Source organism: Catellatospora tritici (assembly GCF_019083965.1).
Classification (GTDB): Bacteria; Actinomycetota; Actinomycetes; order Mycobacteriales; family Micromonosporaceae; genus Catellatospora; species Catellatospora tritici.
In genome coordinates, this window is the sequence record NZ_JAHRCY010000005.1 from 470,818 (window position 1) to 496,324 (window position 25,507).

Sequence of the window (25,507 nt, forward strand, 5' to 3'; positions counted from 1 at the left end):
GTCTCACCTCAGGAGATAGGGCATGTTGACGGTGACGGCGCCGGTGGGGCAGCGGGCCGCGCACGGGCCGCAGTACCAGCACTCGTCGACGTGCATGTAGGCCTTGCCGGTCGCCGGGTCGATGGCGAGGGAGTCGAGCGGGCAGACGTCGACGCAGAGCGTGCAGCCGTCGATGCACAGGTCCGGGTCCACGATGACCGGCAGGTCGACCCGCTGGTGGGCCAGTGCCATGGCTACCGCCTCTCAAGTTGGGCGCGCATGGCGAGCCGGTCGCCACGGAAGCGGATGGATTCGAGGTCGACGGGGGTGCCGTCGGCCAGGTGGGTCAGGCGCTCGAGCATCAGCAGGGCGGCGTTGTCCTGCGTGCCGAGCAGGCTCGCGCTGTGCGCGTCGGCGTTGACGGCCTCCAGCGTGAGGTCGGCGGTGCCCAGCTTCTGGCCGGTGATGCCCTCCAGCAGCACGAAGATGTCCCGGTTGGCCAGGTCCTCGTCCAGCAGGGGCTCGCCGACGGCGCGCGGCAGGTAGGTGAGGTCCAGCGACAGCGGCACCCCGTTGAGGCTGCGGATGCGCTCGATGTAGACGACCCGGTCGGTGGTGCACAGCCGCCGCCCCACCCAGGTCGGCGGGTCGATCAGTTCGGCGGCGCGGACCTCGTTGGCGACGGTGCCGTGCTCGTGCAGGGTCTCGTTGAGGCCCATGAGCCGGTGCAGGCCGTGCGGGTACTTCTCCCCGCAGGTGGTGGTGCCCAGGCCGGGCGTACGGTCGACCAGGCCCTCGCCGCGCAGCAGCGACAGCGCCTCGCGCACGGTGTTGCGGGAGACCGCGAACTCGGCGCCGAGGTCGTCCTCCCCCGGCAGGGCGCCGTCGGCGAAGTCGCCGGCCACGATCTGGTGCCTCAGTACGTCGGCCACCTGTCGGGCCCGGTCGGTCCGGCGGCGGCGCATGATATCTACTGCCATCTGCGGAAACCTCCTGTCCGGCGATACCCTACTAATCACATAGGATTAGGGGAATACTGGCGGAGATACGCCACCACAAGAGTTTTCCGCACGCCCTCCTGGCTGCGGTCATACCGGTTTGGGGCACCCGTTCCGCCACCTGCGGGAGGGCACCTCACCCGGCCTCCACTGACGCGAGGGCGGCACGATCGCGGCGCCGCGGTTCGCGACCGCCGCCGCTGAACGCACGTCGGGCGGGCCTGTTGCCGCAGCGTGCGGTATATGGGGCCTCAGCCGGACCGGATTACCAGTATGGTGTCGCCGATCAACCTTCCACCCCTAATGAAGGCATGGCATGTCAGACCCGATTTTCCCGGCCAGCCCGGAGACCCCCGCTCCCAAGAAGAAGAGCAAGGGCAAGATCTTCCTCATCATCGCCGTCATCCTGCTGGTCCTCTGCGGCGGCGGCGCGGTCCTCGCGTACACCCTGCTGAACAAGGCTGTCGACGTGGCGTACGCCGAGGGCAAGTGCGTGGACATCCTGCCCACGTCGACCGCCGCCGTCGCGGTGACGCCGAAGCCGGTGGACTGCTCCGACGCCAAGGCCGTCGCGAAGATCCTCAAGGTGGCCGACGACAAGACCGCGGCCGACGCCCAGGCGGTGTGCGGCGATGTGCCCAACGTCGTCAGCTTCGTCCAGATCATCAAGGCCGACGGTTCGAACAAGCTGCTCTGCCTCGGCGCCAAGTAACTCCAGGAAGAACCGAGGGTGATCGCGGCGGCCGCCACCAACCACCCTCTGATGGTCGCCGGGACAGGCTGATGCCGATCCCGGCGGCCAACCACGTCGGCGGCGCACGAACCGTTTCGGCGGGAGCGGTCCGGCCGCTCCCGCCGAAACGCCGCGAGACGACGGCCAGGGTAGGCCCACGGTGAACGCGGTCTTCAGCCGGTGAAAGCCTCCCGAACCGAGCCGCCCACGATGGCGCACCAGGTGCTGGCGCAGACCTTGCCGTTCGGCGTCAAGCCGTGCAGGTGCTGCATGTCCTTGACCGCCTTCATGGTGGCGTGGTCGTATGCGCCCGTCGCGGTGACCTCGCGGTAGCCCTTGCGGTTCAGCATGAACTGGAGGGCGTCCACGGGCAGACCGACGGCATCCTTGCCCAGCTCGGGCACGAGCGCTTCCCAGGTGGCGTCGGTCAGCGTGGCGTCAGGATCGACCGGCAGGCCGTTGCGCGCCTGGAAGTCGGCCACGGCCGCGGTCGTGTCCAGGCCGAAGTTGCCGTTCGGCGTGAGGACGTACCCTTGCGCGTTCAGCAGGTACTGCGCCACCTGGACCACCGGGCTGTTGACGAAGCGCCAGATGTCCGGCCAGCGCCGCGCGGGGATGTCGGCTGGGGCCGCACCCAGCTCGGCGGCCACGCGGACGCGGATCGCCGGGAACATCCGGTAGAAGGCGATACCCGGGCAGTCGGTGAACCGGAAGTCCCAGTGGCCGAAGATGTCCCAGGCATGCAGCCGGAACTGCCGACACACGCTGACACACAGCTGCACTAGCGAGTCCACGAGCGCGTCCGGCGGCGTCTCGGTGATGTAGGTGCCTTCGTTCTCGATGCCGATGGCGTTGCCGTTCTCACCCGGGCAGTGCGCTGCGATCACCTGGTGTTGGCCCAGCTCCAGGGTCTCCAGACTCCGATGGCGCCCCTCGAGCACGTAGCCGCCGCGGCTCACGGTGAAGTGCTGACCGGTGTCGGCCCAGCCATTGCCGTCCATGTGGAGGTTCTGGCAGTCGCGGGCCAGCTGCACCGCGTGCTCGCGGGAGTAGTCGCTGACATTCGGGAACGCCATGTGATGCAGGATGATCTTGTTGGTGGTGTTACCGGTGATCTGGACAGGGCTTGCCGGCGGCCGGGCACCCCACGTGCCGCAGTCGATGATCCAGTCGAACTCGGCGCTCGGCGCGGCGTCGGCACGGCTCGCGGTGGCGAGCTCGGTGCCCACGATGGCCACGGCAGCAAGGCCAAGGCCTGCGGCGAGCAGGGTACGCCGGTCGAGTTCGGACGGTTGGGGGCTCATGTGATCTCCCGCGGCAGGATGGCATGAATCTTCGTCCATGAATGTGTAATCGGAGAATATTTGCGGTTACCCTCTATGGCAAGAGGCGGTAACACATCTGCCTGCATCGAGTCGTCAGTGGACTTCGCCGTGGACGACGCGCCCAGCGCCGTTCGGCCACCACAGCCGCGGCACTGCGGCCGCCCCACCCCCGCCCGGCACGGCCGATGCAAAAAATTTCGTCCAGATATTGCAAGTCTTGGATTTTTCTACATACATTGGTGCGCGCCGATCCCACCCCTACCCCGGGAGATCACATGGGCACACCAGCCTTGCGGCGTCGTTGGACCCGCACCCTCATGGCCACCACCACGATGGTGGCCGCCACCCTCACCACTCTGGTCATCGGCGCGACGCCCGCGCAGGCCGCGACCACCGCCGGCGTCGACGTCTCGCACTACCAGGGGTCGATCAACTGGACCAGCGTACGCAACGCCGGGATCCAGTGGGCCTACATCAAGGCCACCGAAGGGACCAGCTACAAGGACCCGATGTTCAACACCAACTACCCGGCCGCGTACTACGCCGGAGTCATCCGCGGCGCCTACCACTTCGCCCGGCCTGACGCCTCCTCCGGCGCCACCCAGGCGGGCTACTTCGCCAGCAACGGCGGAGCATGGTCGGCCGACAACCTCACCCTGCCCGGCGCCCTGGACCTGGAGGGCGGCTGCTACGGCAAGACCCAGAGCGCCATGCGCACCTGGATCGCCGACTTCATCAACACCTACCACAGCCGCACCGGCCGCTGGGCGGTGCTCTACACCACCACCAGCTGGTGGACCACCTGCACCGGCAACTACTCCGGCTTCGCCGCCAACAACCCGCTGTGGATCGCCCGCTGGTCCAGCTCAGTGGGCACTCTGCCGGCAGGCTGGCCCACCTGGACCTGCTGGCAGTACACCAGCTCCGGCAGCGTGTCCGGCATCTCGGGCGCGGTGGACCGCGACTACTTCAACGGCGACCGCTCCCGGCTGCTGGCCCTGGCCAACAACACCCCCTGATCCGATCCCACCACGGCGTAGGCCCTGACCAGTCGCGTGTCGACCTCGTGCGCCCGACCAGGATCCTCGCCGCGACCATGGGAGGTGGCCCGCTTCCACGCGGCCGCCTCCCATGGCCGGTCCGGCCGCCCACTCAACCAGTCGGCGATTTTCTTCATCCAAGCGCAACCCATTGACATGAATCTACATTGGTAGTTGTCTGTCGATGCCAGCGCAGTCGGCAAGAGAAGGGAGGGGTCATGTACGCCGCGAAGTTGGGCCGGCGAACACTCATCCTCGGAGGCGGTGGTCTCCTGCTCGGCGGTGCGGCCGACCTCGCCGTGCCAAGACGGTCATACGCCTCGGTCGTCCCGCCGAGGGTCTACACGCGAGCCGAGTGGAGCGCCCGGCCGCCGTCCTCCCCCATCACGGTTCTCGCCACGCGGCCCGACCACATCGTGGTCCACCACACCGCGAGCGGCAACACCACGGACTACTCGCTGCTGCAGGCGGGTCGGCTGTCCCACTGGATCCAGGACCTGCACATGGACACGAACGGCTGGGCCGACGCCGGGCAGCAGCTCACCATCAGCCGGGGCGGCTACGTCCTGGAGGGGCGTGACCAGAGCCTGTCGGCAATCAACAACGGCAAGCTCGCCGTCGGGGCCCAGACGGCCAACCAGAACAACCACACCATCGGCATCGAGAACGAGGGTCTCTACACCGCACAGGACACCACGACGATGCTGTTCGACTCGCTGGTGCAGACCTGCGCGTGGCTGTGCGTGGCCTACGGGCTCGATCCGTACCAGGCGATCGTCGGTCACCGCGACTACGTGACCACGACCCAGTGCCCGGGTGACGTGCTATACGCGCGCCTGCCCGAATTGCGCAACCGAACCGCCGCGCTCCTGGGCGCCTGAGGAGGCGATCATGAAGACAAGGCTCGCGATGGTGCTCGCCGGCGCCTTCGCCACCGCCATCGCGGTGACCCCGACCGCCGGCAGCGCGGTAGGCACCAGGCAGATCGTCTCCGCACCGGCGCTGTCGGCAGTCGCCGTCACGGGGACCCCAGGCATCGACGTGAACACCTGGCAGGGGTCGGTCAACTGGTCGGCCGCGCACAACGCCGGGGTGCAGTGGGCGTACCTCAAGGCCACCGAGGGGACCAGCGTCAAGGACCCGAGCTTCAACACCAACTACCCGGCGGCGTACTACGCGGGCGTCATCCGAGGCGCGTATCACCTGGCCCGGCCGAACCTGTCCAGCGGCACCGTCCAGGCCGACTACCTGGCCTCCAACGGCGGCGCCTGGTCAGCGGACGGCAAGACCCTGCCGGCGGCGCTCGACATCGAACCGAACCCGCTCTCCGGTGGCTACTGCTACGGCCTGACCCAGAGCGCGATGATCAGCTGGATCAACGCCTTCCTGAACGAGTACCGGGCCAGAACGACACGATGGGCGGTCATCCACACGACGCTGTCATTCTGGAAGATCTGCACCGGCAACTACTCGGGCTTCGCGACGAAGAGCCCGCTGTCCATCATCCGCTGGGACAGCAGCCCCGGCGCACTGCCCGCCGGGTGGACTGTCCAGACCTTCTGGCAGTCGACGAACTGCCAGGTGACGGCCGGCGTTGTCGGCTGCGCCGACGGCTCCTCGTTCAACGGGGCATACGACCGCCTGGTGGCACTGGCCAACAACACCTGACCGCTGCCGGTGGGCGCGACAGGCAAGCCTGCCCCACCCCAGTGGCACCGGGCGGCCTCACGTCGGTGTACCGAACTTTTCGGTACCAAGCCCTTTCTCCGGAGCGAATCATGCGGTATAGGACTAACACATGAATTTCATTTCATTCACGCGCCGGCTGTGGCCGTACGCCGCGGCACTCGGTGTCGTCGCGGTGCTGCTGACCACCGTACCGGCGCAGGCAGGCAACATCTGGGCGATCAAGACGGCCCTGTCGCCGTCCACCGGGCTGCCCATCACCGGCGGCGGAAGCTGGATCGTCAACAAGCCCAGCGGGTACTACCTGGGCCGGGCCGCAGTCGGCTCACGTTTCGACGTCGTGGAGACCACCGGGGCGAACTGGCACTACGGCCGCGCCATCACCACGGTCAACATGTGCGGCTGGGTCATGCCCGGATCCATGGACTACCAGGTGGGCTCGCAGGCTGACAGCTGCTCGGCCACCACCAAGGACATGCTGTCCCACCGGCAGAACATCGGCAGGGACTACAACGCCCCCGCCCACCAAGCCGGCGACGGCAGCGCCGTGGCGACGTCGGGGTCCTGCCCGCTTTACTACAACTACTTCTACGGCACCAGCTTCGCCGGCGGCGCCAACGGCGGGCACTGGGCCAACTACGCCGGCACCGCCTCCACCACGGTCTACTACCGCTTCACCACCCTGGACCGCGGCGCCGCCGTCGTGCGCGATCCCGTGCTCGGCTGGGGCTTCACGGTCGCCGGCTGCACCGGGCGGCCCGCCGCCGTCTACAACGACGGCGACTGACGCCCAGTGGCAGCGGCGGGAGCCGGTCACCGTGCACCGACCGGCTCCCGCCGCTCCAGCCGACCCGCGAGGTAGAGGTTCAGCCAAGGCTCGGCCGCGCCCGACCGATCCCCGAGCAGCCGCCGGTCACCAGCGCGACGCCAGCGCGCGGCCCCGGGCCCTGTCCACCAGCCGCACCGCGTCGAGTCGGTGGTGTCCACGTCAGGCTCCCTGATCGTCGGCCACGACGACATCGACTTCGCCGCCGCGGCGACCGTGCCACTGCCGTCGGTGCGCCAGCCCCGCGAGCGAACTCGGCCGCGCCGCGATCCAGCTGCTGGAGGAGGCCAACGATCCGCACCGCCACCAGCACCGGCACGTGGCGTTCCGGCCCGAACCGATGGTCCGCGAATCCGGCACCCGCACCGCCCGCCGCGCCGGGACCCCCACCCGACGCCGGAAGAGCTGAGCGTTCCGGGGCCGGTGTGCCCGCCCCGGAACGGTGCGCTCAGTGACAGGTGAAGTTGGTGCTCGAGCTGCCGCCGGAGAAGGTGACCCGCATGCCGTGCCGGGTGCCAGGCACACAGGTGCCACCGGCCGACGACAGGTTGTTCGCGCCGGACAGCAGTACGCCGTCGTAGTACCAGCGCTGCGAGGAGTAGCCACTGGGCAGGTAGCAGTCGAAGTAGCCGGACTCGCTCTCGCACTCGACGAGCGAGGCGGCGTGCGCCGCCGGGGCTGCGAGAACGACGGCCGCGACAGCGGTCGCGACGGCCAGGAGGGATGACATCATCTTCATGGACGTCACTGTAGAAATCCTTCGCTCACTAAACAAGAAGCGAAGGAAAAGGCCAAGCCGCGTTCTCCCCGATCTCAAACCGGCCAGGCGGCCGCAGCGGCAATCTTGGCCGTGACGACCGTACCGAGCGGACCGGAGTCGATGGTGAGCCGCTCGGAGAAGCAGCGGGCGATCCACAGGCCGTACCCGCCGGACTGCTGCTGGGTCGGCGGCTGCCAGCCCGCGGTGCAGGGACGGCTCATCCCCGGGCCACTGTCGGCGACCAGGCAGAACACCCATTCGGGGTAGCGGGACAGGTGCAGCCGTCCCTGGCCCTCGGCGTAGCGCACGACGTTGATCACGAGTTCGGTCGCCACCGCTCCCAGCGCGAACGTGGTCGCGTCGTCCAGTCGCCACGGGGCGGCGAGCTGCTGGATGCTCACCCGCAGGCCGCTCAGGGATTCCCGACTGAAGGGTCCGGGCACACTCAGGTGCGCCTGCGGCCGCGACGGCGCCCCATCCACTGCCGGATCGGGCCGGACCTCGGCGACCCGGCGCAGTTCGGCGGCGCCGCGCGCCCCGGCGACGGCGTCGCGGTGCACACCGTGCAGGCGCAGGCGGCTCGCTCTCAGGCGGCGGATGTCGGGCGTCATGGTCACTCCGTGGGCAGGTGGCATCACTGCGCCGTATACCCAAGTCCCGCCGTTCCGATCTTCTTTTTCCAAGATCACTCAGGAGCGGCGCCGAAACGGCGAACAGGCGCGGAACTCGTCGACGAGTTCCGCGCCTGTTCGCCGCCCTCTGGACGGTCGCCTAGGTCAGGCGGCCGGACGCTGCCGGACGCCCGACACCTCGAAGTCGTAGATGGTGTTGTTGATCCGCAGACCGTCGATGGCACCGATCCACATGAAGTCGCGGCCCTTGCCCACCGCGGCCGTGTAGATGGTCGCCGGGTCGCCGCCGTCGGCGTTCAGCGCGGCCTTCACAGCGGTGAAGGTGCACGGTGTGGTCAGGTTGCAGCCGGTCGCGGTGCCCGCGGCGCCCGTGAGGAACCAGGTGCCGGACGTGGTGGCGTCCAGGTAGCCGCTCCAGCGGTTCGTCACCGGGGCCGGGGCCGGCAGCCAGACCAGGGTGGAGTACGTGGTGGTCGGCAGCGCGGCCAGGTTCGGGTCGATCTCGAACCTGATGTTCGGCATGTTCCCGGCGCCGCCGTACGAGATGTTCTCGTCGGTCTGGAACACGTGGAAGCCGACCTGCGTCAGGCCCGACACCAGCTTGCCGTAGAAGTCCACCTCGTTGCCGAAGTCGATCTTCTCACTGTGGGGGGTGAGGGTGGTGGAGTTGTCGGCCACCTCGATGCCGAGGCTGCCCTGCCCGTACGGCGGCCGCGACGCGGGGCCGACCACACCGAACGTGCCGAACGGGCCGTTGCGCAGATCGGCCACGGGAGACCCGATCGTGTTGCGTGTGATCACGCCCCAGTGGTCCCTCTGTTCGTTGTGCCCGCCGTCGCCTTCGGCGGACGCGGATCCGGGGATGGCCGCGGCGATGAGGGCGACCAGCGGCGCGGCGAGCAGGGCCGCCGCCCAGCGGCGCATACCGATGCGAGTTTTCACACGCTCTCCTTGTGGATGTCGTTGCCAGAGCGTGATCACACTAGCTCACTCTGTGTAGTCGTCCGATTACGACATGCTTGGTGACTCGGGCCACGTCCGGGTGACGCGGGAATGCGGCGACGTCGCACCGATTTGATGTTCGTAGCGGCACGTGATCGGCGTGCCGACCTGTCACCGCTGAAGCGAAGAGGTCTCATGCACACGACCGCCGACGAGGCCACTCCAACCGCTGAGGCACCCCTGGCCGGCGAACTGATGACCCCCGGACAACGCGCCCGGCTCGTCCTGGTCCTCGGCTCGCTGATCGCCATCGGCCCGCTGACCATCGACATGTACCTGCCCGCCCTGCCCAACATCACCACAAACCTGCACACCACCTCGGCGGCCGTACAGCTCACCCTCACCGGCACCCTGCTCGGCCTCGCCATCGGACAGTTGCTCATCGGACCCGTCTCCGACGCCGTCGGCCGCCGCGCTCCACTGCTGGCCGGGCTCGCCCTGCACGTCCTCGCCTCGCTGCTCTGCGTGATCGCCCCGAACATCGCCGTGCTGGGCACCCTGCGGGTGCTGCAGGGGCTCGGCGTCGCGGCGTCCTCGGTGGTGGCGATGGCCATCGTGCGGGACCTGTTCAGCGGCTCCGCCTTCGCCAGCCTCTTCTCCCGACTGATGCTCGTGATGGGCGCCGCCCCCATCCTGGCCCCGACGTTGGGCAGCTGGCTGCTGCGGTGGACCGACTGGCGCGGTGTCTTCGTCGCGCTGGCCCTGCTCGGCGCCGCTCTCATCGTCGTCGGCCTGATCGGCCTGCAGGAGACCCTGCCCCCGGCGCAGCGCCGCTCCGGCGGGGTCGGCGCGACCCTGAGCGTCTACGGCGCGCTGCTGCGCGACCGCACCTTCGTCGGACTGGTCGTGGTGGCCGGGCTGGCCATGGCCTCGCTGTTCTCCTACGTCGCCGGATCGTCGTTCGTGCTGCAGGAGCAGTACGGACTCAACGAGCAGCAGTTCGGCTTCGCCTTCGGCGCCAACGCGTTCGGGCTGATCCTGGCCACCCAGCTCAACGTCCGGCTGCTGCGCCGCTACAGCCCGCAGCAGATCCTGGTCACCGCGCTCGTCGCGGGCAGCGTGGCGGGCATCGCGCTGTTCGCCTTCGCCGCGACCGCCATCGGTGGCCTGCCTGCCATCCTCGCCTCGCTGTGGTTCGTGCTGGCCTCGGCCGGACTCGCGCTGCCCAACGCCCCGGCGCTGGCGATGTCGCGGCACGGCGAGGCCGCGGGCACGGCGGCGGCGCTGCTCGGGGCGGTCCAGTTCGGCATCGGCGCGGCAGCCGCGCCGCTGGTCGGGGTCCTGGGCACCAACAGCGTCGGCATGGCCGTGGTCGTCGCGGGCGGAATGATCGCCGCGCTGGCGGCGGTCTTCATCGTGGTACAGCCGTTCCGGGCCACGCTGGAGGCGGCCACCGCATAGACGGCCTTCTTGACGACGGCGAGTCGGGCACGGAGACTTGAGCCGCGTCCGGAGAGCGCTCTCCAAGCCAATCTCCGGGCGCGTCCCTACTCCCCTGGAGTCAATCCATGAACCGTCGACGGCTCGCGCTGCACCTCGGCGCCGTCACGATCGTCACCACCCTGCTCGCCACCGGCACCGGCGTGCCCGCGTCCGCGCTGACGCTCGGCAACACCGGCAGCGGCCGACCCGCCCTGGCGCTGGCCGGTGCCCGGATGTACATAGCCTGGGCCGGTTCCTCCGGCACCGCCGCCGCCAAGGAGTTGGTCGTCGGCTACTCCACCAGCGCGGGCCTGCGCATCACCAAGGTGCCTGGCGCCGAGCGGGTCCCGCAGGGCGAGGGCGCCGCGCTCGACACCGACGGCACCGGCGTCTACGTCGCCTGGCCCGCGGGCGACAACGGCAACACGCTCACCGCCGCGTACACCACCGGGGCGGCGCTGACCTGCCGGACCGTCTTCACCGGGGTCGTCTCCGCGCACGCACCCGCGCTGGCCACGGATCCGGCGGGCGTACGCCGGCTGGCCTGGACAGACCTGTCCGGCCACCTCAACGTCGGCCGCCTCAACAGCTCCGCCTGCGCGAGCGGGGGTGTCATGACGCTGACCAACCGGGTGGTGCTGCCCGAGACCAGCGTCGCCGGTCCGGCGCTGGTCTACGACGACAGCGGCAGCAGCAACCTGGGCCTGGTGCTGGCCTGGGCCGCGGGCGACAGCGCGCACAGCATCCAGGTCGGTTCCTTCACCGGGTCGACCGTGCTGAGCCACCGGTCGCAGGTCACCGCCGCCGTCGGCAGCACCGCCGCGCCCGGCCTGTCCGCGGCCACCGCCGACCTGTACGTCACCTTCCGCGGCGACAACGGCTCGGTCTTCTACGGATACTCCGAGGGCTGCATCCCGACCTGCTTCTACGCCAGTGACCTGGGCGAGCAGGCGACCGCCGGAGTCGGGCAGCCCGCCGAGGGCGACTCTCACTACTACACCTACTTCGACCCCACCGGACACCTGGTCATCTCGCACCTGTGACCGGCCCGGAGCCCGGCGGCGCGGACCGCGCCGCCGGGCGCACGTCGGTAGGATGCCCCGGTGACCGCGCAGAGGCTCCTGCTCCGCTTCTCCTACTTCGAGCACGACTGGACCGGGGCCGTCGACTGGCCGGAAGGCGCCGAGGCCGAGCTGCTCCGGCGCGGCACGGAAGGCCGGTGGCAGGAGGCCGTCGACGCCGACGAGCCGGAGGAGTTCGACTCGGCCGACGCCCTGGCCCAGCGGGTCGAGGAGGTCCTGGCAGGAGAGTGGGAGATGCCCGCGGCCGCCGCGCGGGCGCCCATGGACAGGCTTCGCGCGTTCATCGCCGAGGGCGGCTGGACCTTCGTGGCGGGCGACTTCGCGGAGTACGAAGGGCACCACAACGACACCGAGATGCTGGTGCGGCTCGTCCGTTAGCAGGCTCAGTCGGCGGTCGGCGCAGCTGAGGCCGACTCATGGAGCTGCCGCAGCCGCTCGCCCAGCCGTCGCGCCTCGCGGCCCCGGTACCTCCGCAGCACGCTCTCCAGCGTTTCGCGCACCTCGGGGTCGGGGTGGTCGGCCAGGTACGCCAGCTCCTCGGCACCGCCGCGCCGCCCCCGGCCCAGTTCCCAGAGCACGTCAACGATCTCCTCGGCGGTGGTGGCCGCCCGCAGCAGCGGCATCAGTTCGCTCTTCGGCCTCGGCGGCTCGTCGTACGGGAACCGCTGCCGCAGCCTGGCCCCCTTGTACGCACCTCGCGACGCGCAGACCGGGCACAGACACGGTCGCCGCCCGTGCGCCGCGGGCAGGTACCGCCAGCCGACTCCCTGCGGGACGTCGCGGACCCGGCGCACTTCGCCGGCGGTGATCGGGCGAGGCACGAACACCTCCTGGCCGCGCGGATCATCCAGCTCGCGGATCGCCGCGACCGCCTGCGCGGCGGTGACCCGTCGCGGCGACTCGGCGTAGTGCCCGACGGTCACCGGCTCGGCGTCGGGCAGCCGCACGTGAACGGCCACCAACACCCCCGGGTGCCAGCGCCGAAGTTCACGCACCCACTGGTGGGTGAGGGTGAACGACGGCAGCACCGGCATGCAGTACACGCCCCGGTCGCCGTCGCGACCCCTGCTGCGCGCGGAGATTCCCGCGCGCTCGATGCGCCGAGCCGACCCGGCCCCGGTGATGTGCACAAACTCCGCCACGCCGGGAATGGTAGCCAGACCGGCGACGGCGACGCGCACGAGTTTCGGCTCGAGTCCGCAAAACATGGCGGAAGAATGCCACCCCACAGATCAAACATCTTCTTTCGTGATCAAACAACCTCCACCATAATTCCATCGACGACCGTGAACGTCGCCGTCCCGATCCGAAAGAGGTTCACCGTGGTCCGTCCGCCCCTCCCCCACCATCGGCGCCTCGGCGCGCGCGCCGTCACGTCGATACTCACCCTGCTGGGCGCGCTGGTGATCGCGCCCGGCACCTCGCAGGCGGCAACGTCGCTGCCCTGTGACATCTACGGCGCGGCGGGCACGCCCTGCGTCGCCGCCCACAGCACCACCCGGGCCCTGTTCGCCGCATACAACGGCCCGCTCTACCAGCTGACCCGGGCCTCCGACCGGGCCACGCACAACGTCGGCCTGCTGGCCGTGGGCGGATACGCCAACGCCGCCGACCACGACGCCTTCTGCAACGGCACCACCTGCTCCATCAGCAAGGTCTACGACCAGACCACCCGGCACAACGACGTGACCCCGGGCCCAGCGGGCACCGCGGGCATGGGCGCCGACCGCGGCGCGGACGCGAGCGAGATCGCGGTTGTCGCGGGCGGCCACAAGGTGTACGGCATCTGGATCTCGCCCGGCGTCGGCTACCGGTACACCGGTGTCGCGAGCGGAGTCGCGATCAACGGACAACCCGAGGGCGTCTACATGGTCGCCAGCGGCACGCACGTCGGTTCGGCCTGCTGCTTCGACTACGGCAACGCCGAACGCACCCCCGCCGACACCGGCAACGGGCACATGGACGCGGTCAGTATCGCGACGACCTGCTACTTCGCGCCGTGTTCGGGCACCGGACCGTGGATCGAAGCGGACCTGGAGAACGGCATGTTCCAGGGCGCCAACGGCAGCAACACCGCCAACCTCGGCAACAAGTCCACGTACGTCACCGCGATGTTGAAGAACAACGGCCAGACCACGTACGCCCTCAAGGGCGGCAACGCCCAGTCCGGCGGCCTGACCACGTGGTGGAACGGCGCGCTGCCCAACCGCGGCGGGTACATCCCGATGAAGCAGGAGGGCGGCATCATCCTGGGGACCGGCGGTGACAACAGCAACTGGAACATGGGCACCTTCTTCGAAGGCGTCATGACCTACGGCTACCCCACCGACGCGGCCGAGAACTCGGTGCAGGCCAACATCGTCTCCGTCGGCTACGCCGGGCAGACCAACGTGCCCAACGGTCCGCAGGGGACGGTGACCGGGCCCGGTGGCAAATGCGTGGACGTGGCGGCCGACGACACCGGTGTCAACGGCACGGGCGTACAGCTGTGGGACTGCCAGACCTACGCCGAGGACCAGCACTGGGAGCAGTACGCCGACCGGTCGGTGCGGACGATCGGCCGGTGCCTGGACATCGTGGGCAACGGCACCGCCAACGGAGCCCAGGTGGAGCTCTGGGACTGCAACGGCGTCGGCGGCCAGAAGTGGGTCCAGCAGTCCGACGGCTCGCTGCGCAACCCGCAGTCCGGCCGCTGCCTGGACTCGCCCAGTGGCGCCACCGCCAACGGCACCCGGCTGCAGATCTGGGACTGCAACGGCAGCGCCGCCCAGAAGTTCGCCCTGAACGGCGGCGTGCCCCTGGTCGGCGTCGGCGGCAAGTGCGCGGACGTGGCCGGGGACGACTTCGGCGTGAACCTCGCCGCGGTCCAGCTCTGGGACTGCCAGTCGTACGCCCTCGACCAGCACTGGGCCTTCGGCGTGAACGGCTCGCTGCGCACGCTGGGCCGCTGCCTGGACATCGCCGGCAACGGCACCGCCAACGGCACCCTGGTCGAGCTATACGACTGCAACGGCGTCGGCGGCCAGACCTGGCAGCTGCGCGCCGACGGCAGCCTGCTCAACCCCCAGTCCGGGCGCTGCCTCGACGTGCCCAACGGCAACACCGCCAACGGCACCCGGCTGCAGATCTGGGACTGCAACGGCAGCGCCTCCCAGAAGTTTGCCTAGGTTCCGTCACGCGCTCGCCTACGCAACGGAGTGCTCCCGATCATCGGCGCGCGCACCGTCGCCCAACTGCAGGACAACCTGGGCTGCACAGCGGTCACTCTGCCGCAGGAACAGGTGACGCGTCTGGAAGCCGCGACCGGGTTCACCTCGGCTTCCCGGCCGACTTCATCTCCCAGACCACACCGTGGGTGCTCGGCTCCGCCGCGCTCTGACGCACAGCACAGCTCAACCTGAGTGCGGTTCGCCGAGAACGGCTTCTCGGCGAACCGCACCGGCCCGGGTCACTTCGCGGTGAGTTTGGCGAAGTCAGGAGCGTAGACGGTCATCCAGTGCGGGTGGAGTCGGTAGTAGACGACCTCCTCATCCCAGTCGAAAGCGTTCTCGCCATAGAAATCCTTGAAGTAGGCGAGCAGGTCCGGCCAGTCCGGTGCGGGCTCGCCACCGTGCGGGTTGAGGATCTCGACCGTGCCGTGGGTGAACACGCCCAGGTCCTCGCCCCGCAGGTGCGCGGCGCTGGCGGCAGGCCGGGCGGCGAGATGCCGGGCCTTCGCGGCCGTGCGGGCGGTGCCGAAGTGCCATCTACCGTGCAGGAAGTGCCCGTCCACCCCGCTGATCCTCGGCTCGCCCTTGGCCGTGACGGTCGACAGCGCCAGCGTGCACATGCCGGTCAGGAGCTGGGTGAGCTGCGCCGCCGTCACCGTACGCGCGACGAAGATGGAGCGCAGGTGCGCCGTGGCGCCCGACAGCGAGTCGTCGAGCAGGGCCTGGAGTTCGTCGAGTTCCTGACTCGTTTCCCGCATCGGACCACCCTAAGTGCTGCTTTCCCGAGATCCGTTGGAGTCCGCCCGCACCGGGGCCGCCTCGAACGGACGTGTTACCGGACCGTCGAAGCGTCGGGGCATGGTGCCGCGACACCGGCTGCCACGAGGGTCTTGCGCACCGGCGACCACGTCGTCACGGTTCGTGTCAGGTAAAGCCTTCCATCGGGTCCCCCTCATCCTGCCAAAATCTGGACAAAATACTGCCAAATCTGAACAAACAGGATCTGGTTCGACGAAAGTCCGAGAAGCTCACCGGCCTGGAGAGCAGGGTGGGCACGGCTCAGCGTGCCGCCCCACAGGGTGTCGCGGTGGTAGCGTCGCGGCCATGTCGGTTCTGGTCGCGTTCAGCGTCTCGCCCGTCGGCGCCGGGGAGGACGTCGGCGCGCTGGTCGCCGAGGCGGTCCGGGTCGTCCGGGCCTCCGGTCTGCCCAACCGCACCGACGCGATGTTCACCACCGTCGAGGGCGAGTCCTGGGACGAGGTCATGGCCGTGGTCAAGGCCGCGACCGAGGCGGTCAAGGCGAAGTCGCCCCGGGTGGGCCTGGTGCTCAAGCTGGACTGGCGCGACGGCGTCAGCGGAGCCTTGGACGCGAAGGTGGCCTCCGTCGAACGCTTCCTCGCCGCGGACTGACGTTCCCGCCGCGATACCGCACTCGAAAGCGGCCAACCTGTGCATATCGGCGCGTTCGCGGGCTCACCCGGACATCTCCGCAACTATGCTGATCCCACCAATCAAGATCGAACGGGGGATCGCCATGGCGGTCGTGCTGATTCATGAGGGACCGACGCTGACACAGGAGCGGTACGACGAGATCGTCCGTCGGCTCTCCGGCGGCAGCGGTCGCCTGGAGAGCACGTCGGACTGGCCTGTCGACGGCCTGCTCATGCATGTCGCCGGGCAGAGCCCGACCGGCTTCCGGGTCGTCGACGTGTGGGAGTCCGAAGCGGCGTGCCGGCAGTTCGCCGAGGTCCTCAAGCCGATCCTGGCCGAGGTCGGCGTCACCGACCAGGCGGTGCTCTACCCTCCGCACGCGTTCGTGACCACCTGAGCGCGGGCGTGGCGGATGGCCCGCACCAGCTGGAGGCCGGTGCGGGCCGCACTGTGTCACCTGGCGACGGCTAGGCGAGGACGGTGAACAGGTAGCTGCCGGAGGGCGGATGGTAGGACGCGGCACGGGCGGCGCCCCAGCCCCCGAGCCGTGCCGAGCGGCACCGGTCACAGTCCGATGAGCAACAGCGACCCGGCGACCAGCAGGCCCGCCTCGACCAGACGCACGAAGGTACGCTCGCTGACCCGGTCGACGATCCGTCGGCCGACCCAGGCCCCCGCCAGCGTCGCGGGTGTCAGCGCCGCACCGAGCAGCAGAACCCGCCCCGTGAGCAGATCGCCCGCGCCGTACCCGGCGAGCTTGGCGCCATGCATGGTCAGCGCGGCGGCCGCCTCGGTGCCGATGTAGGCCGCGCGCGTCAGCCCGTACGCGAGGAAGAACGGGGCGGTGAGGGGACCCACCGAGCCCAGCAGCGCCGACCCGAGCCCGGACGCGGCCCCGACCCAGGCGAACGCCCGCGCCGAGGGCCTGCCCACGCGTGGGCGCAGCCGCCGCCACACCACGGTGACGATCAGGAACACGCCCAGCAGCCGCTTCAGCGCTCCGAGCGGAGCGTGTGCCAGCAGCAGCCCGCCCATGACCGCGCAGGGCACCGCGCCCACCGCGAACCAGCCGACCAGGCTGGACCGCAGCTCCCGACGGTTGAGCCAGACCCGCGACGCGTTGCTGGACAGCTGGGTCAGGGTGAGCACCGGCACCGCGACGCGCAGTCCGAACAGGGCACCGAACACCGGCAGCAGCAGCACCCCGCCACCGAAGCCCGCCACCGCCGACAGGACCGCGAGCGCGAACGCGGCGGCCGACGCGGCGAGCAGGGTCCCCAGCACCGGCTCAGCGTGCCAGGACGCACCGCCGCCCGTCACCCCGGTTTGTGGGCGGACCCGCACGCCGCCCGGGTCGGTCGGTTCAGCCTTCGAGGATTTCGGCGCCGGGCGGGCGGATGCGGTTGAGGTAGATGCCGACCGGGATGGAAAGGAACCACACCGCGACCGCGGCGCCGGTGTTCCAGTACGCCACCGGGATGGACAGTGCGAACAGCACCACCGGTGACAGCGACGCCATGGTGCCCCACCGCAGGACCTCGGGCCTGATCCGCACCCGCAGCAGGTCCGCGCGGTACGCGTGGCGCAGCAGGACGACCTCCAGGCCGCTGACGATCGCGGCGACGACCGCGTACACGCTGATGGCCAGCGGGTTGCTGAAGTAGTCGCCCAGCAGCGCGGTCGGGAAGGGCAGGAACGCCACGAAGGCCAGGTAGACGAGGTTGCGCATGATCATGCCGAGGTCGACGCCGCGCAGCAGGCTGAACATCTGGTGGTGGGCGATCCAGTACCGGCCGATGACGGCGAAGGACAGGAAGAACCCGACGAAGTTGGGGATGAGGTCGCTGAGGTCGCGCGCCAGCTCGCGGATGTCGCCCTCGTGCACCAGCTTGGGCACTCCGACCTCGACGACCAGCAGCGTCATGGCGATGGCGAACAGACCGTCGCTGAAACTGAGCACGCGTCCGAACTCCACGCTGTCGCGTGGATGGAACCTGTTCGTGACCCCGACGCCCCGGCCCACGAGATCACCCTACGGCCGTGGCGAGGCGGGGACCGGATTTCGGGCGGTCAGGCCTTCGCGCGTACGCCGATGGTGGCGAACTCGCTGCCCGTGCCGCCGCCCAGGCGCCGCTGCAGCGACCAGGCCATCCGCGTGGACTGGGTCTTGGCCAGCTCCGCCACGGGCCCGGTGAACAGATCGTCGAGGGTGGCGTGCCAGAGCTGGCGCCAGCGCAGGAAGTGGTCGCCGCCCAGCGGTGCCCGCTCGTGCAACGCCACGTGCACCTGCAGGGTGTTGCCCCGGTAGCTCTTGGCGTGCAGCAGCACCGTCTCCCAGAAGTCGACCATGGTCGGCAGGTGCGCGGCCAGGTCCATCCGCGCGATGTCCACGAAGATCGGGCCGAGCAGCGGGTCGGCGAAGGCGCGCTGGTAGAAGGTCTCCACGAGGGTGGTGATGTCGTCCCTGCCGCCGATGTCCCGCATGGTTCGACCGTACTGACGCGGACCTGGGTTCGCCCGGTCACGGTGGTGTGATCTCGATCGTCAACCACGAGTTGACGAAGAGGTTTCGTCAACCTATGGTTGACGCATGGCTGACACACCCAGGCTCGACGACCTCATCAACGTCATCAGGCAGCGGCACCCGGACGGGGACCCGCTGTCGCAACTCAGCGACGCGGTGCTGCTCGGGCAGCACCTCGGCGAGCTGGCCGACCACCTGATCGGCCACTTCGTGGACAGGGCCCGCCACTCCGGCGCCTCCTGGACCGACATCGGCCAGAGCATGGGCGTGACCAAGCAGGCCGCGCAGAAGCGGTTCGTGCCCAAGGAGGGCGGCGAGAGCGACCTGCGGGTTTTCGCCCGCTACAACGACGCCGCGCGCCAGACCATGGTGCAGGCGCAGGAGGTGGCCCGCCTGGCCGGACACGAGCACATCGGCCCCGAGCACATCCTGCTCGCGCTGCTGAGCCAGCCCGGCACCCCCGCCGCCGCGGCGATCACCGACGCGGGCAGCACGCCGCGGGCGGTGCAGGCGGCGATCGCCGCCCGATTCCCCTCGACCGGGCAGGAGGCGGCCGGACCGGTGCCGTTCTCGGGGCCGGGCAAGAAGGCGTTGGAACTCGGGCACCGCGAGGCGCTGCGGCTCGGGCACGAGCACATCGGCACGGAGCACCTGCTGCTGGGCGTGCTGGCCCTCGGCGAGGGCGACGTGGTGGCGCTGCTGACCGAGGCGGGCGTCACCGCCGAGCAGGCCGAGGCGACGGTGCGCCGTGAGGTCGGCGGCGACGCTTAGCCCGCCGTCGTGTCGATGCCGGTGTGCGGACCGCCCTGGCCCGCACACCGGCATCGGTCAGGCTCCCCCGGCAGGCTCCGGTCCCGTCGACTGCTCTGCCGCCGCCTCGGTCGGTACGGCGGGCCGAGGCGCGGGCGGCAACGTCGTGCTCGCGGCCACCCGGTCGACACCATCACCCGACGCACCTGCCCCGGGCTGGACGTCCGGCTCGACGGGCTCGGCGGCAACGGGAGTCGGCGGCCGCACGCCGCGGCGGGCCTCGCGCCGGTTCACGACGACGAACAGCAGCCAGAACAGGCCCGACGCCAGCGCGAAGCCGCCGAACAGCCACAGCATGCGGATGAACACGGCGATCGCATCGGTACGGCTGTTCAGGCCGTACACGGCCACCACGAGCAGGCACACCGAGGTGGCGTACACCAGCGTCCACAGCACCTTGCCCGCCCGGCCCCAGTCCCACAGCTTGCGCCCCTCCAGGAACCGCAGCGGCAGCAGGCCGATGACCAGGGTCTCGGCGCACATGATGGCCATGAACCCGAACGTCGCGTCGAACACCCGTGGGCCGAACGCGGTGCGGTCGGGCAGGTCGGCGGTGACGAACTGCCATGCCAGCCAACCCCCGGCACCCAGCCCGAGCAGCACCGCCACGCCACGCAACAGGCTGACAGCCTCCTGCCGCCCGGTGAGCCGGCGCCCGCGTACGGCGCCGTAGGCGAGCACCAGGCCGTAGACGTAGCCGGGTATGAACTCGGCCAACCGGGACACGACGGCGAGGACGGCGGCCACCACCAGGGCCGGGTACACAATGCGCAGGCGGCCGGGCTCGGTGCCGGGGGCGCTGACGCGGCGCTGGTACGACTCGGTCGCGAAGGCGTAGCCGACGGCGGTCACCGGCACCGCCAGCAGCAGCGCCAAGCCGGTGACCGGGGCGGTCTCGGGCCAGATCTGCCCCCGCTCGCCGAAGGTCATCAGGGCCGCGCTGAGCGCGGCGAACCCGATCACCACCGGCCAGGCGGCCGCCGACGGCTTCGGGTCGCGCTTGGGCGGCAGCCGCAGCCAGCGCCGGATATGGTGCTCGTTCTGCTGGAACGTGCTGTTGAACAGCTCGGCCGGGAAACCGACCAGCAGCAGGCAGACGATCAGCAGGAACAGCCAGAAGCCGCCGAGGGTGCCGAGGTCGAAGTGGTCCTTCCCGAGCCGGGGCAGGTTCTCGATCTCCTTCGGCCGGGGCCAGCCGCCCTGCCGCGCTGTCGTGGCCGACGGAGTCGGCGTCAGCACCGGGCTGGGTGGCAGCGCGGCGGCGGCCGACGGCGACGGGCTGGGACTCGGCGACGGCGACGGGCTCGGCGAGGCGGGCGGGCTCGGCGGCGACACCACCCCGCCCTGCGCCGGGGACGGTGCGGCCGGGTCGGCGAGAACCCGGAAAGTGGTGGACCAGACGGTCTCCCACGGCGCGCCCTCGTCACCACCGCAGCGGAACGCCACGGTGTGCATGCCGGGCTTGGCGCCGGACGGCACGGTGACCTCGATGGTGTACCGGCGGTAGTAGGCGGCGTCGGCCTCCTCGGCGACCGTCGCCACGCGCGGCGGCATGGTCACCCCGTCCCACGCCAGCAGCCAGTTCTCGGCGTACGTGGGCACCATTTCGCAGCCCGACCAGTCGATGTAGCGGCCGGTGAACCGGAAGACGGCGCCACGGCGTCCCTGCCCGGTCGACAGGCCCTGGCTGCCCACCAGTGCCGAGCTGCTGCCCTCTGCCTTCCAGGTGTTGCCGACCGGGTCCAGGCACGACACGGAGATCGGGTTCCAGCCGATGCGGGCCGAGGCGGGGACGGTGAAGTCGGCGTACATGCCGTCGGCGGTGTCGCGGACGTTGCGCAACGCCACGGTCTGGCCGTTGAACGTGAACCGGATGCGGGTGCCGGGATTGGGCTGGCCGGGTTTGCAGTCGGGGCCGAGGTTCTGGGCCTGCAGCAGCGAACCACCACCGCGTCGGCCGGCACCGTCGACGACGGCGATGTCGGCGGCCGCGGCCGCGCGCGCCGGGACGGCGGCGATCAGCCCGGCCAGTGTCAGTACGAGAGTGAGGGCGCACCGGATGAGACGGACGGTCACTCCGTCCATTGTGGGGAGAGCGTCAACGTCCTCCGCCGCGATCCGGATTCGCCCAGCCCGGCCCGGCGAGCCGCGGCGCGACCTGGCGAGCTCGATCACGCGTCGCGCTTGCCCAGGTCAGCGGGGGCGTCCACACTGGCAGACATGATCGACGAGCGATGGCCCACCGTCCTCGGGGTGCCGATCGACTGCGTGGGAGTGCCCGAAGCGGGCGACCCGCCGTTCGGCACCGAGCTGTCCCCCGCCGCGCTGCGGGCCGCCGGGCTAGTCCGCGCCGTGGGCGCGGCCGACGCCGGGGACCTACCGGTGCGGCTGGTCGGCCGGGACCGCGACCCCGACACCGGGGTGCTGGCGTGGGCGTCGGTGCGGGAGGTGACCTCGGCGGTACGCATCGCCGTACGCGACCTGCTGGCCGCCGACCGCATCCCGCTGGTGCTCGGCGGCTGCTGCTCGCTGCTGCCCGGAGCCCTGGCCGGTGCCCGCGACGCGCTCGGCCCGACCGCCCTGGCCTACCTCGACGGCCACCTCGACCTGTACGACGGACGCACCTCCCCCACCGGCGAACCGGCCGACATGCCGATCGCCGTGGTCACCGGAGTCGGCCCGGCCGCTTGGGTGGCCGACGTCGGTGGGCCGCTGCTGTCCCCCGGCCAGCTCGCCCTGCTCGGCCCCCGCGACCGAGCCGAGGCGCTGACCTACGCCACCGCCCAGCCCGAGCAGCTCGGACACCAACCGGAGCGGACCCCTGACGCGCTGCGCGCCGACGGGATGGCCACGGCGGGCCTGCACACCTGCGCCGAGCTGTCGGCCGCGACCGGCCGCTACTGGGTGCACCTGGACGTGGACGTGCTCGACCAGGCCGCCTTCCCCGCCACCGACTACCTGATGCCCGGCGGACTCAGCCTGGCCGAACTCGGCGCGCTGCTGCGGCCGCTGCTGGGCACCACCGCGCTGGCCGGGCTGTCGCTGGGCTGCTACAACCCGGACAAGGACCCCGACGGCACGGGCGGCCGGGAGCTGGTGGACATGCTGGCCCAGGCGCTCGCGCGGGACTGATCGGCCGACCGCTCGGCGGCACGGGCGATGTTGCGGGCCATGCCTCCGAAGATCAGGGCATGGAACGGCACGATGGTCCACCAGTAGGCGTGCCCGGCCAGCCCGCGCGGGATGAACACGGCCCGCTGGTCGTAGCGGCTGTGCCCGTCCCGGGCCGGGTCCGGGGTCACCCGCAGCTCCAGCCAGGCCCGGCCGGGCAGCCGCATCTCGGCGCGCAGTCGCAGCAGGTGACCCGGTTCGACCTCCTCGACCCGCCAGAAGTCCAGCGCCTCCCCGACGTACAGGGCCACCGGGTCGCGGCGGCCGCGGCGCAGCCCGACCCCGCCGATGAGCCGGTCGAACCAGCCCCGCAGCGCCCACGCCAGTGGGTAGGAGTACCAGCCGGTCTCGCCGCCGATTCCGGTGATCACCGACCACAGCGCGCTCGCCGGCGCCTCGACCTGCCGCGACCGGTGGTCCAGGTACACGCTGCCGCCGGACCAGTCCGGGTCGGTGGGCAGCGGTTCGGCGGGCGCGCCGGTCCAGACGGCGTTTGACCAGCGCGTCTCCACGCCCGCGTCGCGGATTTTGACCAGTGCCAGCGCGACGGCCTCGTCGAAGCCCTTGAGGCCGCCGGGCGGCGGTGGCACGTATGCCTCGATGTCATGCTCGTGGCAGACCGCCTCGTGGACCAGGCTGGCCACCAGCGGCTTGGCCAGCGCGCCCGGCACCGGCGTGACCAGGCCGACCCACTGCGAGCTCAGCCACGGCGAGAGCGTGCGCACGCCCATGATCACGCGCGGGGTCAGCCCGGCGACGCGGGCGTAGCGGTGCATCATGTCGCGGAAGGTGAGCACGTCCGGGCCGCCGATGTCGAACGAGCGGTTCAGGTCGTCGGGCACGCTCGCGAACGCGACCAGGTAGTGCAGCACGTCGCGGACGGCGATCGGCTGGATGCGGTTGTCGACCCAGCGCGGGGTGACCATGACCGGCAGCCGCTCGGTCAGGTACCGCAGCATCTCAAACGACGCCGAACCCGACCCGATGATCACCGCGGCGCGCAGCGTCACCGTGGGCACGCCGGAGGCGGTCAGGATCGCCCCGACCTCCTCGCGCGAGCGCAGATGCGGCGACACCTCGCCGATCCCGCGTGGTGCCGGTCCGCCCAGGTAGACGATGCGTTTGACGCCCGCGCGGCGGGCGGCGGCGGCGAACGTCTGCGCGGCGCGCCGGTCGGTCTGCTCGAAGTCGCGCGAGCCCAGCGAGTGGACCAGGTAGTAGGCGACGTCGATCCCGTCGAGCGCGGCGCGCATGTCGTCGGACTTCAGCAGATCACCCTCGACGATCTCGGCCTTGGCCGCCCACGGCACGTCGCGCAGCCGGTTGGCTGACCGGGTCACGCACCGTACGCGGTGCCCCGCCTCGATGAGGCGCGGCGCCAGGCGCCCGCCGATGTAGCCCGTCGCCCCGGTGACGAGCACGCGTGTCTGCTCGGACATGACCCCAGCCTAGGGGCTTCACCACGCCCCCCGCCCGGGTTGCAGGCAAGGAAGGGCACCTTCTTGACGGACGTCGGTTAACAAGGCGCCCTTCCTTACCTCAGTGCTAGCAGCCGATGCGGGTGGAGCCCCAGGCGATGTCGTCGAACCAGAGGCGGTCGGCGCCGACGCCGTAGCTCTCCCAGCCCAGGCGCAGGTCGGTCAGGCTCGGGTGCCAGTTGGCCCGGCTGAGCCACTGGCGGTCCACGTCGGCGGTGGGTACGCCGTCCACGCGCAGGCCCGCCACCTCGGCGCCGTCGGTCCACGTCTGCACCTGTCCGGCCGGGCCATCGACGCGGATCTCCACGCAGACCCAGCGATCGACCGGCAGCGGACGACTCTGCGCCACCCCGGCCGGGCTCTGCTCGGGCAGGGTCGCGTCGTCGGACTGGCGATTCCACTGCAGGGCCGCGTTCTGGCCGCCCACGCGCAGGTCGCGGTTGCCGTCGGCCGCGTCGCGCATGGCCAGGAAGGTCACGTGCGACGCAGGCAGCGCGGTGGTGTGCCGGACGTAGAAGCGGCCGAACCAGACACCGCCGAGCGCGCTGAAGTCACGGGTCGACTTCAGGAACACGTGGTTGCAGTACCCTTCGGCGCCGTCGACCCGGATCGAGCGGCTCCCGGTCCGGGCGACGGTGCTGTCGACCACCGCGGAGCCGGTGCCCTGGCAGTCCGGGTACGCCAGCGTCCACGCCCCGGCCGGGACGGTGCCGGTCTGGTCCTCGAACCCGTCACACCACAGCGCACCGGTGCAGCCGGTCGGCGGCGGCCCGGACGGCGACGGGCTCGCCGAACGGCTGGGCGAGCTGCTCGGCGAGGGCGACGCGCTGCGCGAGGGGCTGGCCGAGGGGCTCGGCGAAGCGCTGCGCGACGGGCTGGGCGAGGCCGAGCTCGGTGAGGGCGACGGAGTGGCGCCGCAGGGCGCGCCGTTGACGGTGAAGGCGGTCGGGGCGGTGTTGTTGCTCGTCCAGGTGCCCTGCATGCCGAACTCCAGCGACGCCCCGGGCGTCAGGTCGCCGTTGTAGGCGGCGTTGACCGCGGCGACGGCGGTGCCGGACTGGGTGACGGTGGCGTTCCACGCGTTGGTGATCTTCTGGTCGCCGGGCCAGGTCCAGCCGATGGTCCAGCCGTGGATGGCGGTGTCGCCCGCCGTGAGCTTGACGTATCCGACGAAGCCGCCGGTCCACTGGTCGGCGCGGTAGCTGACCTGGCAGGCGGCGGCCGCGCTGGCGGGGGGTGCGGCGGCGACCACGGCCCCGACGCCCGCGGCGGTGACCGCGGCGAGGATGGCGGCGGCGGACGCGCGCCATCGTGCGGACAGATGCATGGATGGTCCTTCCGGGAGGCCGCGCGGCAAGCGGGCCGCTGCGGCTGGGGTGCGCTGGTGGCCCAGCCGGCG

General features: G+C 70.8%; 27 protein-coding genes. 13 read left to right on the plus strand and 14 right to left on the minus strand.

All coding sequences use genetic code 11. The features are described 5' to 3' along the window. Positions 1–3 precede the first annotated feature (3 nt). Together KUA19_RS14425 and KUA19_RS14430 are read right to left on the minus strand one after the other, a co-directional pair. A complete protein-coding gene (locus KUA19_RS14425; protein WP_217396534.1) occupies positions 4–231 on the minus strand; it encodes a 4Fe-4S dicluster domain-containing protein in 228 nt (75 codons plus the stop codon). A gap of 2 nt (positions 232–233) precedes the next feature. Then, complete coding sequence (locus tag KUA19_RS14430) at positions 234–959, minus strand: GntR family transcriptional regulator (protein WP_217396535.1); 726 nt, start codon at positions 957–959, stop codon at positions 234–236. Positions 960–1,293: 334 nt separating this feature from the next. Between KUA19_RS14430 and KUA19_RS14435 the strand changes: the two genes are divergently transcribed. Continuing rightward, positions 1,294–1,689 (plus strand): LppU/SCO3897 family protein, encoded by a 396-nt coding sequence (locus KUA19_RS14435; RefSeq protein ID WP_217396537.1) that lies wholly within the window; start codon positions 1,294–1,296, stop codon positions 1,687–1,689. Positions 1,690–1,883: 194 nt separating this feature from the next. On the opposite strand, the gene KUA19_RS14440 is transcribed toward KUA19_RS14435, so the two are convergent. After that, on the minus strand, positions 1,884–3,014 hold the full coding sequence (locus KUA19_RS14440) for a peptidoglycan recognition protein family protein (protein WP_217396538.1): 1,131 nt from the start codon (positions 3,012–3,014) through the stop codon (positions 1,884–1,886). A gap of 296 nt (positions 3,015–3,310) precedes the next feature. Here KUA19_RS14440 and KUA19_RS14445 point away from each other — a divergent pair, with 296 nt between their 5' ends. The 4 genes from KUA19_RS14445 to KUA19_RS14460 all read left to right on the plus strand — a co-directional run bounded on the left by KUA19_RS14445 (position 3,311) and on the right by KUA19_RS14460 (position 6,548). After that, positions 3,311–4,054, plus strand: a complete 744-nt coding sequence (locus KUA19_RS14445) for a GH25 family lysozyme (protein ID WP_217396540.1) — start codon at positions 3,311–3,313, stop codon at positions 4,052–4,054. Positions 4,055–4,293: 239 nt separating this feature from the next. Then, positions 4,294–4,956, plus strand: coding sequence for a peptidoglycan recognition protein family protein (locus KUA19_RS14450; protein WP_217396541.1), 663 nt, complete (start codon positions 4,294–4,296; stop codon positions 4,954–4,956). 10 nt (positions 4,957–4,966) lie between these two features. Continuing rightward, positions 4,967–5,743: a GH25 family lysozyme gene (locus tag KUA19_RS14455; protein ID WP_254549329.1), complete on the plus strand. Its 777-nt coding sequence runs from the start codon at positions 4,967–4,969 to the stop codon at positions 5,741–5,743. Between the two features lie 130 nt (positions 5,744–5,873). Next, on the plus strand, positions 5,874–6,548 hold the full coding sequence (locus KUA19_RS14460) for a hypothetical protein (RefSeq protein ID WP_217396542.1): 675 nt from the start codon (positions 5,874–5,876) through the stop codon (positions 6,546–6,548). A gap of 487 nt (positions 6,549–7,035) precedes the next feature. Here the strand turns inward: KUA19_RS14460 and KUA19_RS14465 are convergent, their stop codons facing one another. The 3 genes from KUA19_RS14465 to KUA19_RS14475 form a co-directional block, all read right to left on the minus strand. Then, positions 7,036–7,326: a hypothetical protein gene (locus KUA19_RS14465; RefSeq protein ID WP_217396544.1), complete on the minus strand. Its 291-nt coding sequence runs from the start codon at positions 7,324–7,326 to the stop codon at positions 7,036–7,038. Between the two features lie 74 nt (positions 7,327–7,400). After that, the gene (locus KUA19_RS14470; protein ID WP_217396545.1) at positions 7,401–7,958 is read right to left on the minus strand and encodes an ATP-binding protein; all 558 of its coding nucleotides are present in this window, start codon (positions 7,956–7,958) and stop codon (positions 7,401–7,403) included. Positions 7,959–8,123: 165 nt separating this feature from the next. Continuing rightward, on the minus strand, positions 8,124–8,921 hold the full coding sequence (locus KUA19_RS14475; protein ID WP_217396546.1) for a hypothetical protein: 798 nt from the start codon (positions 8,919–8,921) through the stop codon (positions 8,124–8,126). Between the two features lie 255 nt (positions 8,922–9,176). Between KUA19_RS14475 and KUA19_RS14480 the strand changes: the two genes are divergently transcribed. The 3 genes from KUA19_RS14480 to KUA19_RS14490 all read left to right on the plus strand — a co-directional run bounded on the left by KUA19_RS14480 (position 9,177) and on the right by KUA19_RS14490 (position 11,863). Beyond that, positions 9,177–10,382, plus strand: a complete 1,206-nt coding sequence (locus KUA19_RS14480) for a multidrug effflux MFS transporter (RefSeq protein ID WP_217396622.1) — start codon at positions 9,177–9,179, stop codon at positions 10,380–10,382. Positions 10,383–10,489: 107 nt separating this feature from the next. Then, positions 10,490–11,446, plus strand: coding sequence for a hypothetical protein (locus KUA19_RS14485; RefSeq protein ID WP_217396548.1), 957 nt, complete (start codon positions 10,490–10,492; stop codon positions 11,444–11,446). A 60-nt stretch (positions 11,447–11,506) separates the two neighbouring features. Next, positions 11,507–11,863 carry a hypothetical protein gene (locus KUA19_RS14490; RefSeq protein ID WP_217396549.1) on the plus strand — a complete coding sequence of 119 codons (357 nt, stop codon included), beginning with the start codon at positions 11,507–11,509 and terminating at the stop codon, positions 11,861–11,863. 5 nt (positions 11,864–11,868) lie between these two features. On the opposite strand, the gene KUA19_RS14495 is transcribed toward KUA19_RS14490, so the two are convergent. Beyond that, the gene (locus KUA19_RS14495; RefSeq protein WP_217396550.1) at positions 11,869–12,627 is read right to left on the minus strand and encodes a HEAT repeat domain-containing protein; all 759 of its coding nucleotides are present in this window, start codon (positions 12,625–12,627) and stop codon (positions 11,869–11,871) included. A 180-nt stretch (positions 12,628–12,807) separates the two neighbouring features. Here KUA19_RS14495 and KUA19_RS14500 point away from each other — a divergent pair, with 180 nt between their 5' ends. After that, entirely contained in the window at positions 12,808–14,652 is a 1,845-nt protein-coding gene (locus KUA19_RS14500; protein WP_308167451.1) for an arabinofuranosidase catalytic domain-containing protein, read from the plus strand. 281 nt (positions 14,653–14,933) lie between these two features. Here the strand turns inward: KUA19_RS14500 and KUA19_RS14505 are convergent, their stop codons facing one another. Further along, complete coding sequence (locus tag KUA19_RS14505) at positions 14,934–15,452, minus strand: pyridoxamine 5'-phosphate oxidase family protein (protein ID WP_217396552.1); 519 nt, start codon at positions 15,450–15,452, stop codon at positions 14,934–14,936. Between the two features lie 346 nt (positions 15,453–15,798). On the opposite strand from KUA19_RS14505, the gene KUA19_RS14510 reads away from it, so the two are divergent. Both KUA19_RS14510 and KUA19_RS14515 read left to right on the plus strand, forming a co-directional pair. After that, a complete protein-coding gene (locus KUA19_RS14510) occupies positions 15,799–16,104 on the plus strand; it encodes an MTH1187 family thiamine-binding protein (protein WP_217396554.1) in 306 nt (101 codons plus the stop codon). A gap of 133 nt (positions 16,105–16,237) precedes the next feature. Beyond that, positions 16,238–16,522, plus strand: coding sequence for a hypothetical protein (locus tag KUA19_RS14515; RefSeq protein ID WP_217396556.1), 285 nt, complete (start codon positions 16,238–16,240; stop codon positions 16,520–16,522). A 167-nt stretch (positions 16,523–16,689) separates the two neighbouring features. Here KUA19_RS14515 and KUA19_RS14520 read toward each other — a convergent pair whose 3' ends face one another. The 3 genes from KUA19_RS14520 to KUA19_RS14530 form a co-directional block, all read right to left on the minus strand. After that, positions 16,690–17,409 (minus strand): sulfite exporter TauE/SafE family protein, encoded by a 720-nt coding sequence (locus tag KUA19_RS14520; RefSeq protein WP_217396557.1) that lies wholly within the window; start codon positions 17,407–17,409, stop codon positions 16,690–16,692. A gap of 79 nt (positions 17,410–17,488) precedes the next feature. After that, a complete protein-coding gene (locus KUA19_RS14525) occupies positions 17,489–18,148 on the minus strand; it encodes a TMEM175 family protein (protein WP_217396558.1) in 660 nt (219 codons plus the stop codon). Between the two features lie 47 nt (positions 18,149–18,195). Next, positions 18,196–18,609, minus strand: a complete 414-nt coding sequence (locus KUA19_RS14530; protein ID WP_217396559.1) for a group III truncated hemoglobin — start codon at positions 18,607–18,609, stop codon at positions 18,196–18,198. A 106-nt stretch (positions 18,610–18,715) separates the two neighbouring features. On the opposite strand from KUA19_RS14530, the gene KUA19_RS14535 reads away from it, so the two are divergent. Next, positions 18,716–19,420, plus strand: a complete 705-nt coding sequence (locus KUA19_RS14535) for a Clp protease N-terminal domain-containing protein (protein WP_217396560.1) — start codon at positions 18,716–18,718, stop codon at positions 19,418–19,420. 57 nt (positions 19,421–19,477) lie between these two features. Here KUA19_RS14535 and KUA19_RS14540 read toward each other — a convergent pair whose 3' ends face one another. Continuing rightward, on the minus strand, positions 19,478–21,535 hold the full coding sequence (locus tag KUA19_RS14540) for an FGLLP motif-containing membrane protein (protein WP_217396562.1): 2,058 nt from the start codon (positions 21,533–21,535) through the stop codon (positions 19,478–19,480). Between the two features lie 144 nt (positions 21,536–21,679). On the opposite strand from KUA19_RS14540, the gene KUA19_RS14545 reads away from it, so the two are divergent. Further along, positions 21,680–22,591, plus strand: a complete 912-nt coding sequence (locus KUA19_RS14545; RefSeq protein WP_217396564.1) for an arginase family protein — start codon at positions 21,680–21,682, stop codon at positions 22,589–22,591. Here the strand turns inward: KUA19_RS14545 and KUA19_RS14550 are convergent. Next, complete coding sequence (locus tag KUA19_RS14550; RefSeq protein WP_217396565.1) at positions 22,510–24,069, minus strand: SDR family oxidoreductase; 1,560 nt, start codon at positions 24,067–24,069, stop codon at positions 22,510–22,512. The genes KUA19_RS14545 and KUA19_RS14550 overlap by 82 nt on opposite strands. Before the next feature lie 106 nt (positions 24,070–24,175). Further along, complete coding sequence (locus KUA19_RS14555) at positions 24,176–25,435, minus strand: cellulose binding domain-containing protein (protein ID WP_217396566.1); 1,260 nt, start codon at positions 25,433–25,435, stop codon at positions 24,176–24,178. Positions 25,436–25,507: the final 72 nt, after the last annotated feature.

Bases quoted from the DNA above. Each gene is read 5' to 3' on its own strand.
- KUA19_RS14445 (WP_217396540.1), top strand. From the start codon at position 3,311: ATGGGCACACCAGCCTTGCGGCGTCGTTGGACCCGCACCCTCATGGCC.
- KUA19_RS14470 (WP_217396545.1), bottom strand. From the start codon at position 7,958: ATGACGCCCGACATCCGCCGCCTGAGAGCGAGCCGCCTGCGCCTGCAC.
- KUA19_RS14535 (WP_217396560.1), top strand. From the start codon at position 18,716: ATGGCTGACACACCCAGGCTCGACGACCTCATCAACGTCATCAGGCAG.
- KUA19_RS14450 (WP_217396541.1), top strand. From the start codon at position 4,294: ATGTACGCCGCGAAGTTGGGCCGGCGAACACTCATCCTCGGAGGCGGT.
- KUA19_RS14485 (WP_217396548.1), top strand. From the start codon at position 10,490: ATGAACCGTCGACGGCTCGCGCTGCACCTCGGCGCCGTCACGATCGTC.
- KUA19_RS14545 (WP_217396564.1), top strand. From the start codon at position 21,680: ATGATCGACGAGCGATGGCCCACCGTCCTCGGGGTGCCGATCGACTGC.
- KUA19_RS14510 (WP_217396554.1), top strand. From the start codon at position 15,799: ATGTCGGTTCTGGTCGCGTTCAGCGTCTCGCCCGTCGGCGCCGGGGAG.
- KUA19_RS14440 (WP_217396538.1), bottom strand. From the start codon at position 3,014: ATGAGCCCCCAACCGTCCGAACTCGACCGGCGTACCCTGCTCGCCGCA.
- KUA19_RS14555 (WP_217396566.1), bottom strand. From the start codon at position 25,435: ATGCATCTGTCCGCACGATGGCGCGCGTCCGCCGCCGCCATCCTCGCC.
- KUA19_RS14480 (WP_217396622.1), top strand. From the start codon at position 9,177: ATGACCCCCGGACAACGCGCCCGGCTCGTCCTGGTCCTCGGCTCGCTG.
- KUA19_RS14465 (WP_217396544.1), bottom strand. From the start codon at position 7,326: ATGAAGATGATGTCATCCCTCCTGGCCGTCGCGACCGCTGTCGCGGCC.
- KUA19_RS14425 (WP_217396534.1), bottom strand. From the start codon at position 231: ATGGCACTGGCCCACCAGCGGGTCGACCTGCCGGTCATCGTGGACCCG.
- KUA19_RS14550 (WP_217396565.1), bottom strand. From the start codon at position 24,069: ATGTCCGAGCAGACACGCGTGCTCGTCACCGGGGCGACGGGCTACATC.
- KUA19_RS14530 (WP_217396559.1), bottom strand. From the start codon at position 18,609: ATGCGGGACATCGGCGGCAGGGACGACATCACCACCCTCGTGGAGACC.
- KUA19_RS14460 (WP_217396542.1), top strand. From the start codon at position 5,874: ATGAATTTCATTTCATTCACGCGCCGGCTGTGGCCGTACGCCGCGGCA.
- KUA19_RS14435 (WP_217396537.1), top strand. From the start codon at position 1,294: ATGTCAGACCCGATTTTCCCGGCCAGCCCGGAGACCCCCGCTCCCAAG.
- KUA19_RS14430 (WP_217396535.1), bottom strand. From the start codon at position 959: ATGGCAGTAGATATCATGCGCCGCCGCCGGACCGACCGGGCCCGACAG.
- KUA19_RS14505 (WP_217396552.1), bottom strand. From the start codon at position 15,452: ATGCGGGAAACGAGTCAGGAACTCGACGAACTCCAGGCCCTGCTCGAC.
- KUA19_RS14455 (WP_254549329.1), top strand. From the start codon at position 4,967: ATGAAGACAAGGCTCGCGATGGTGCTCGCCGGCGCCTTCGCCACCGCC.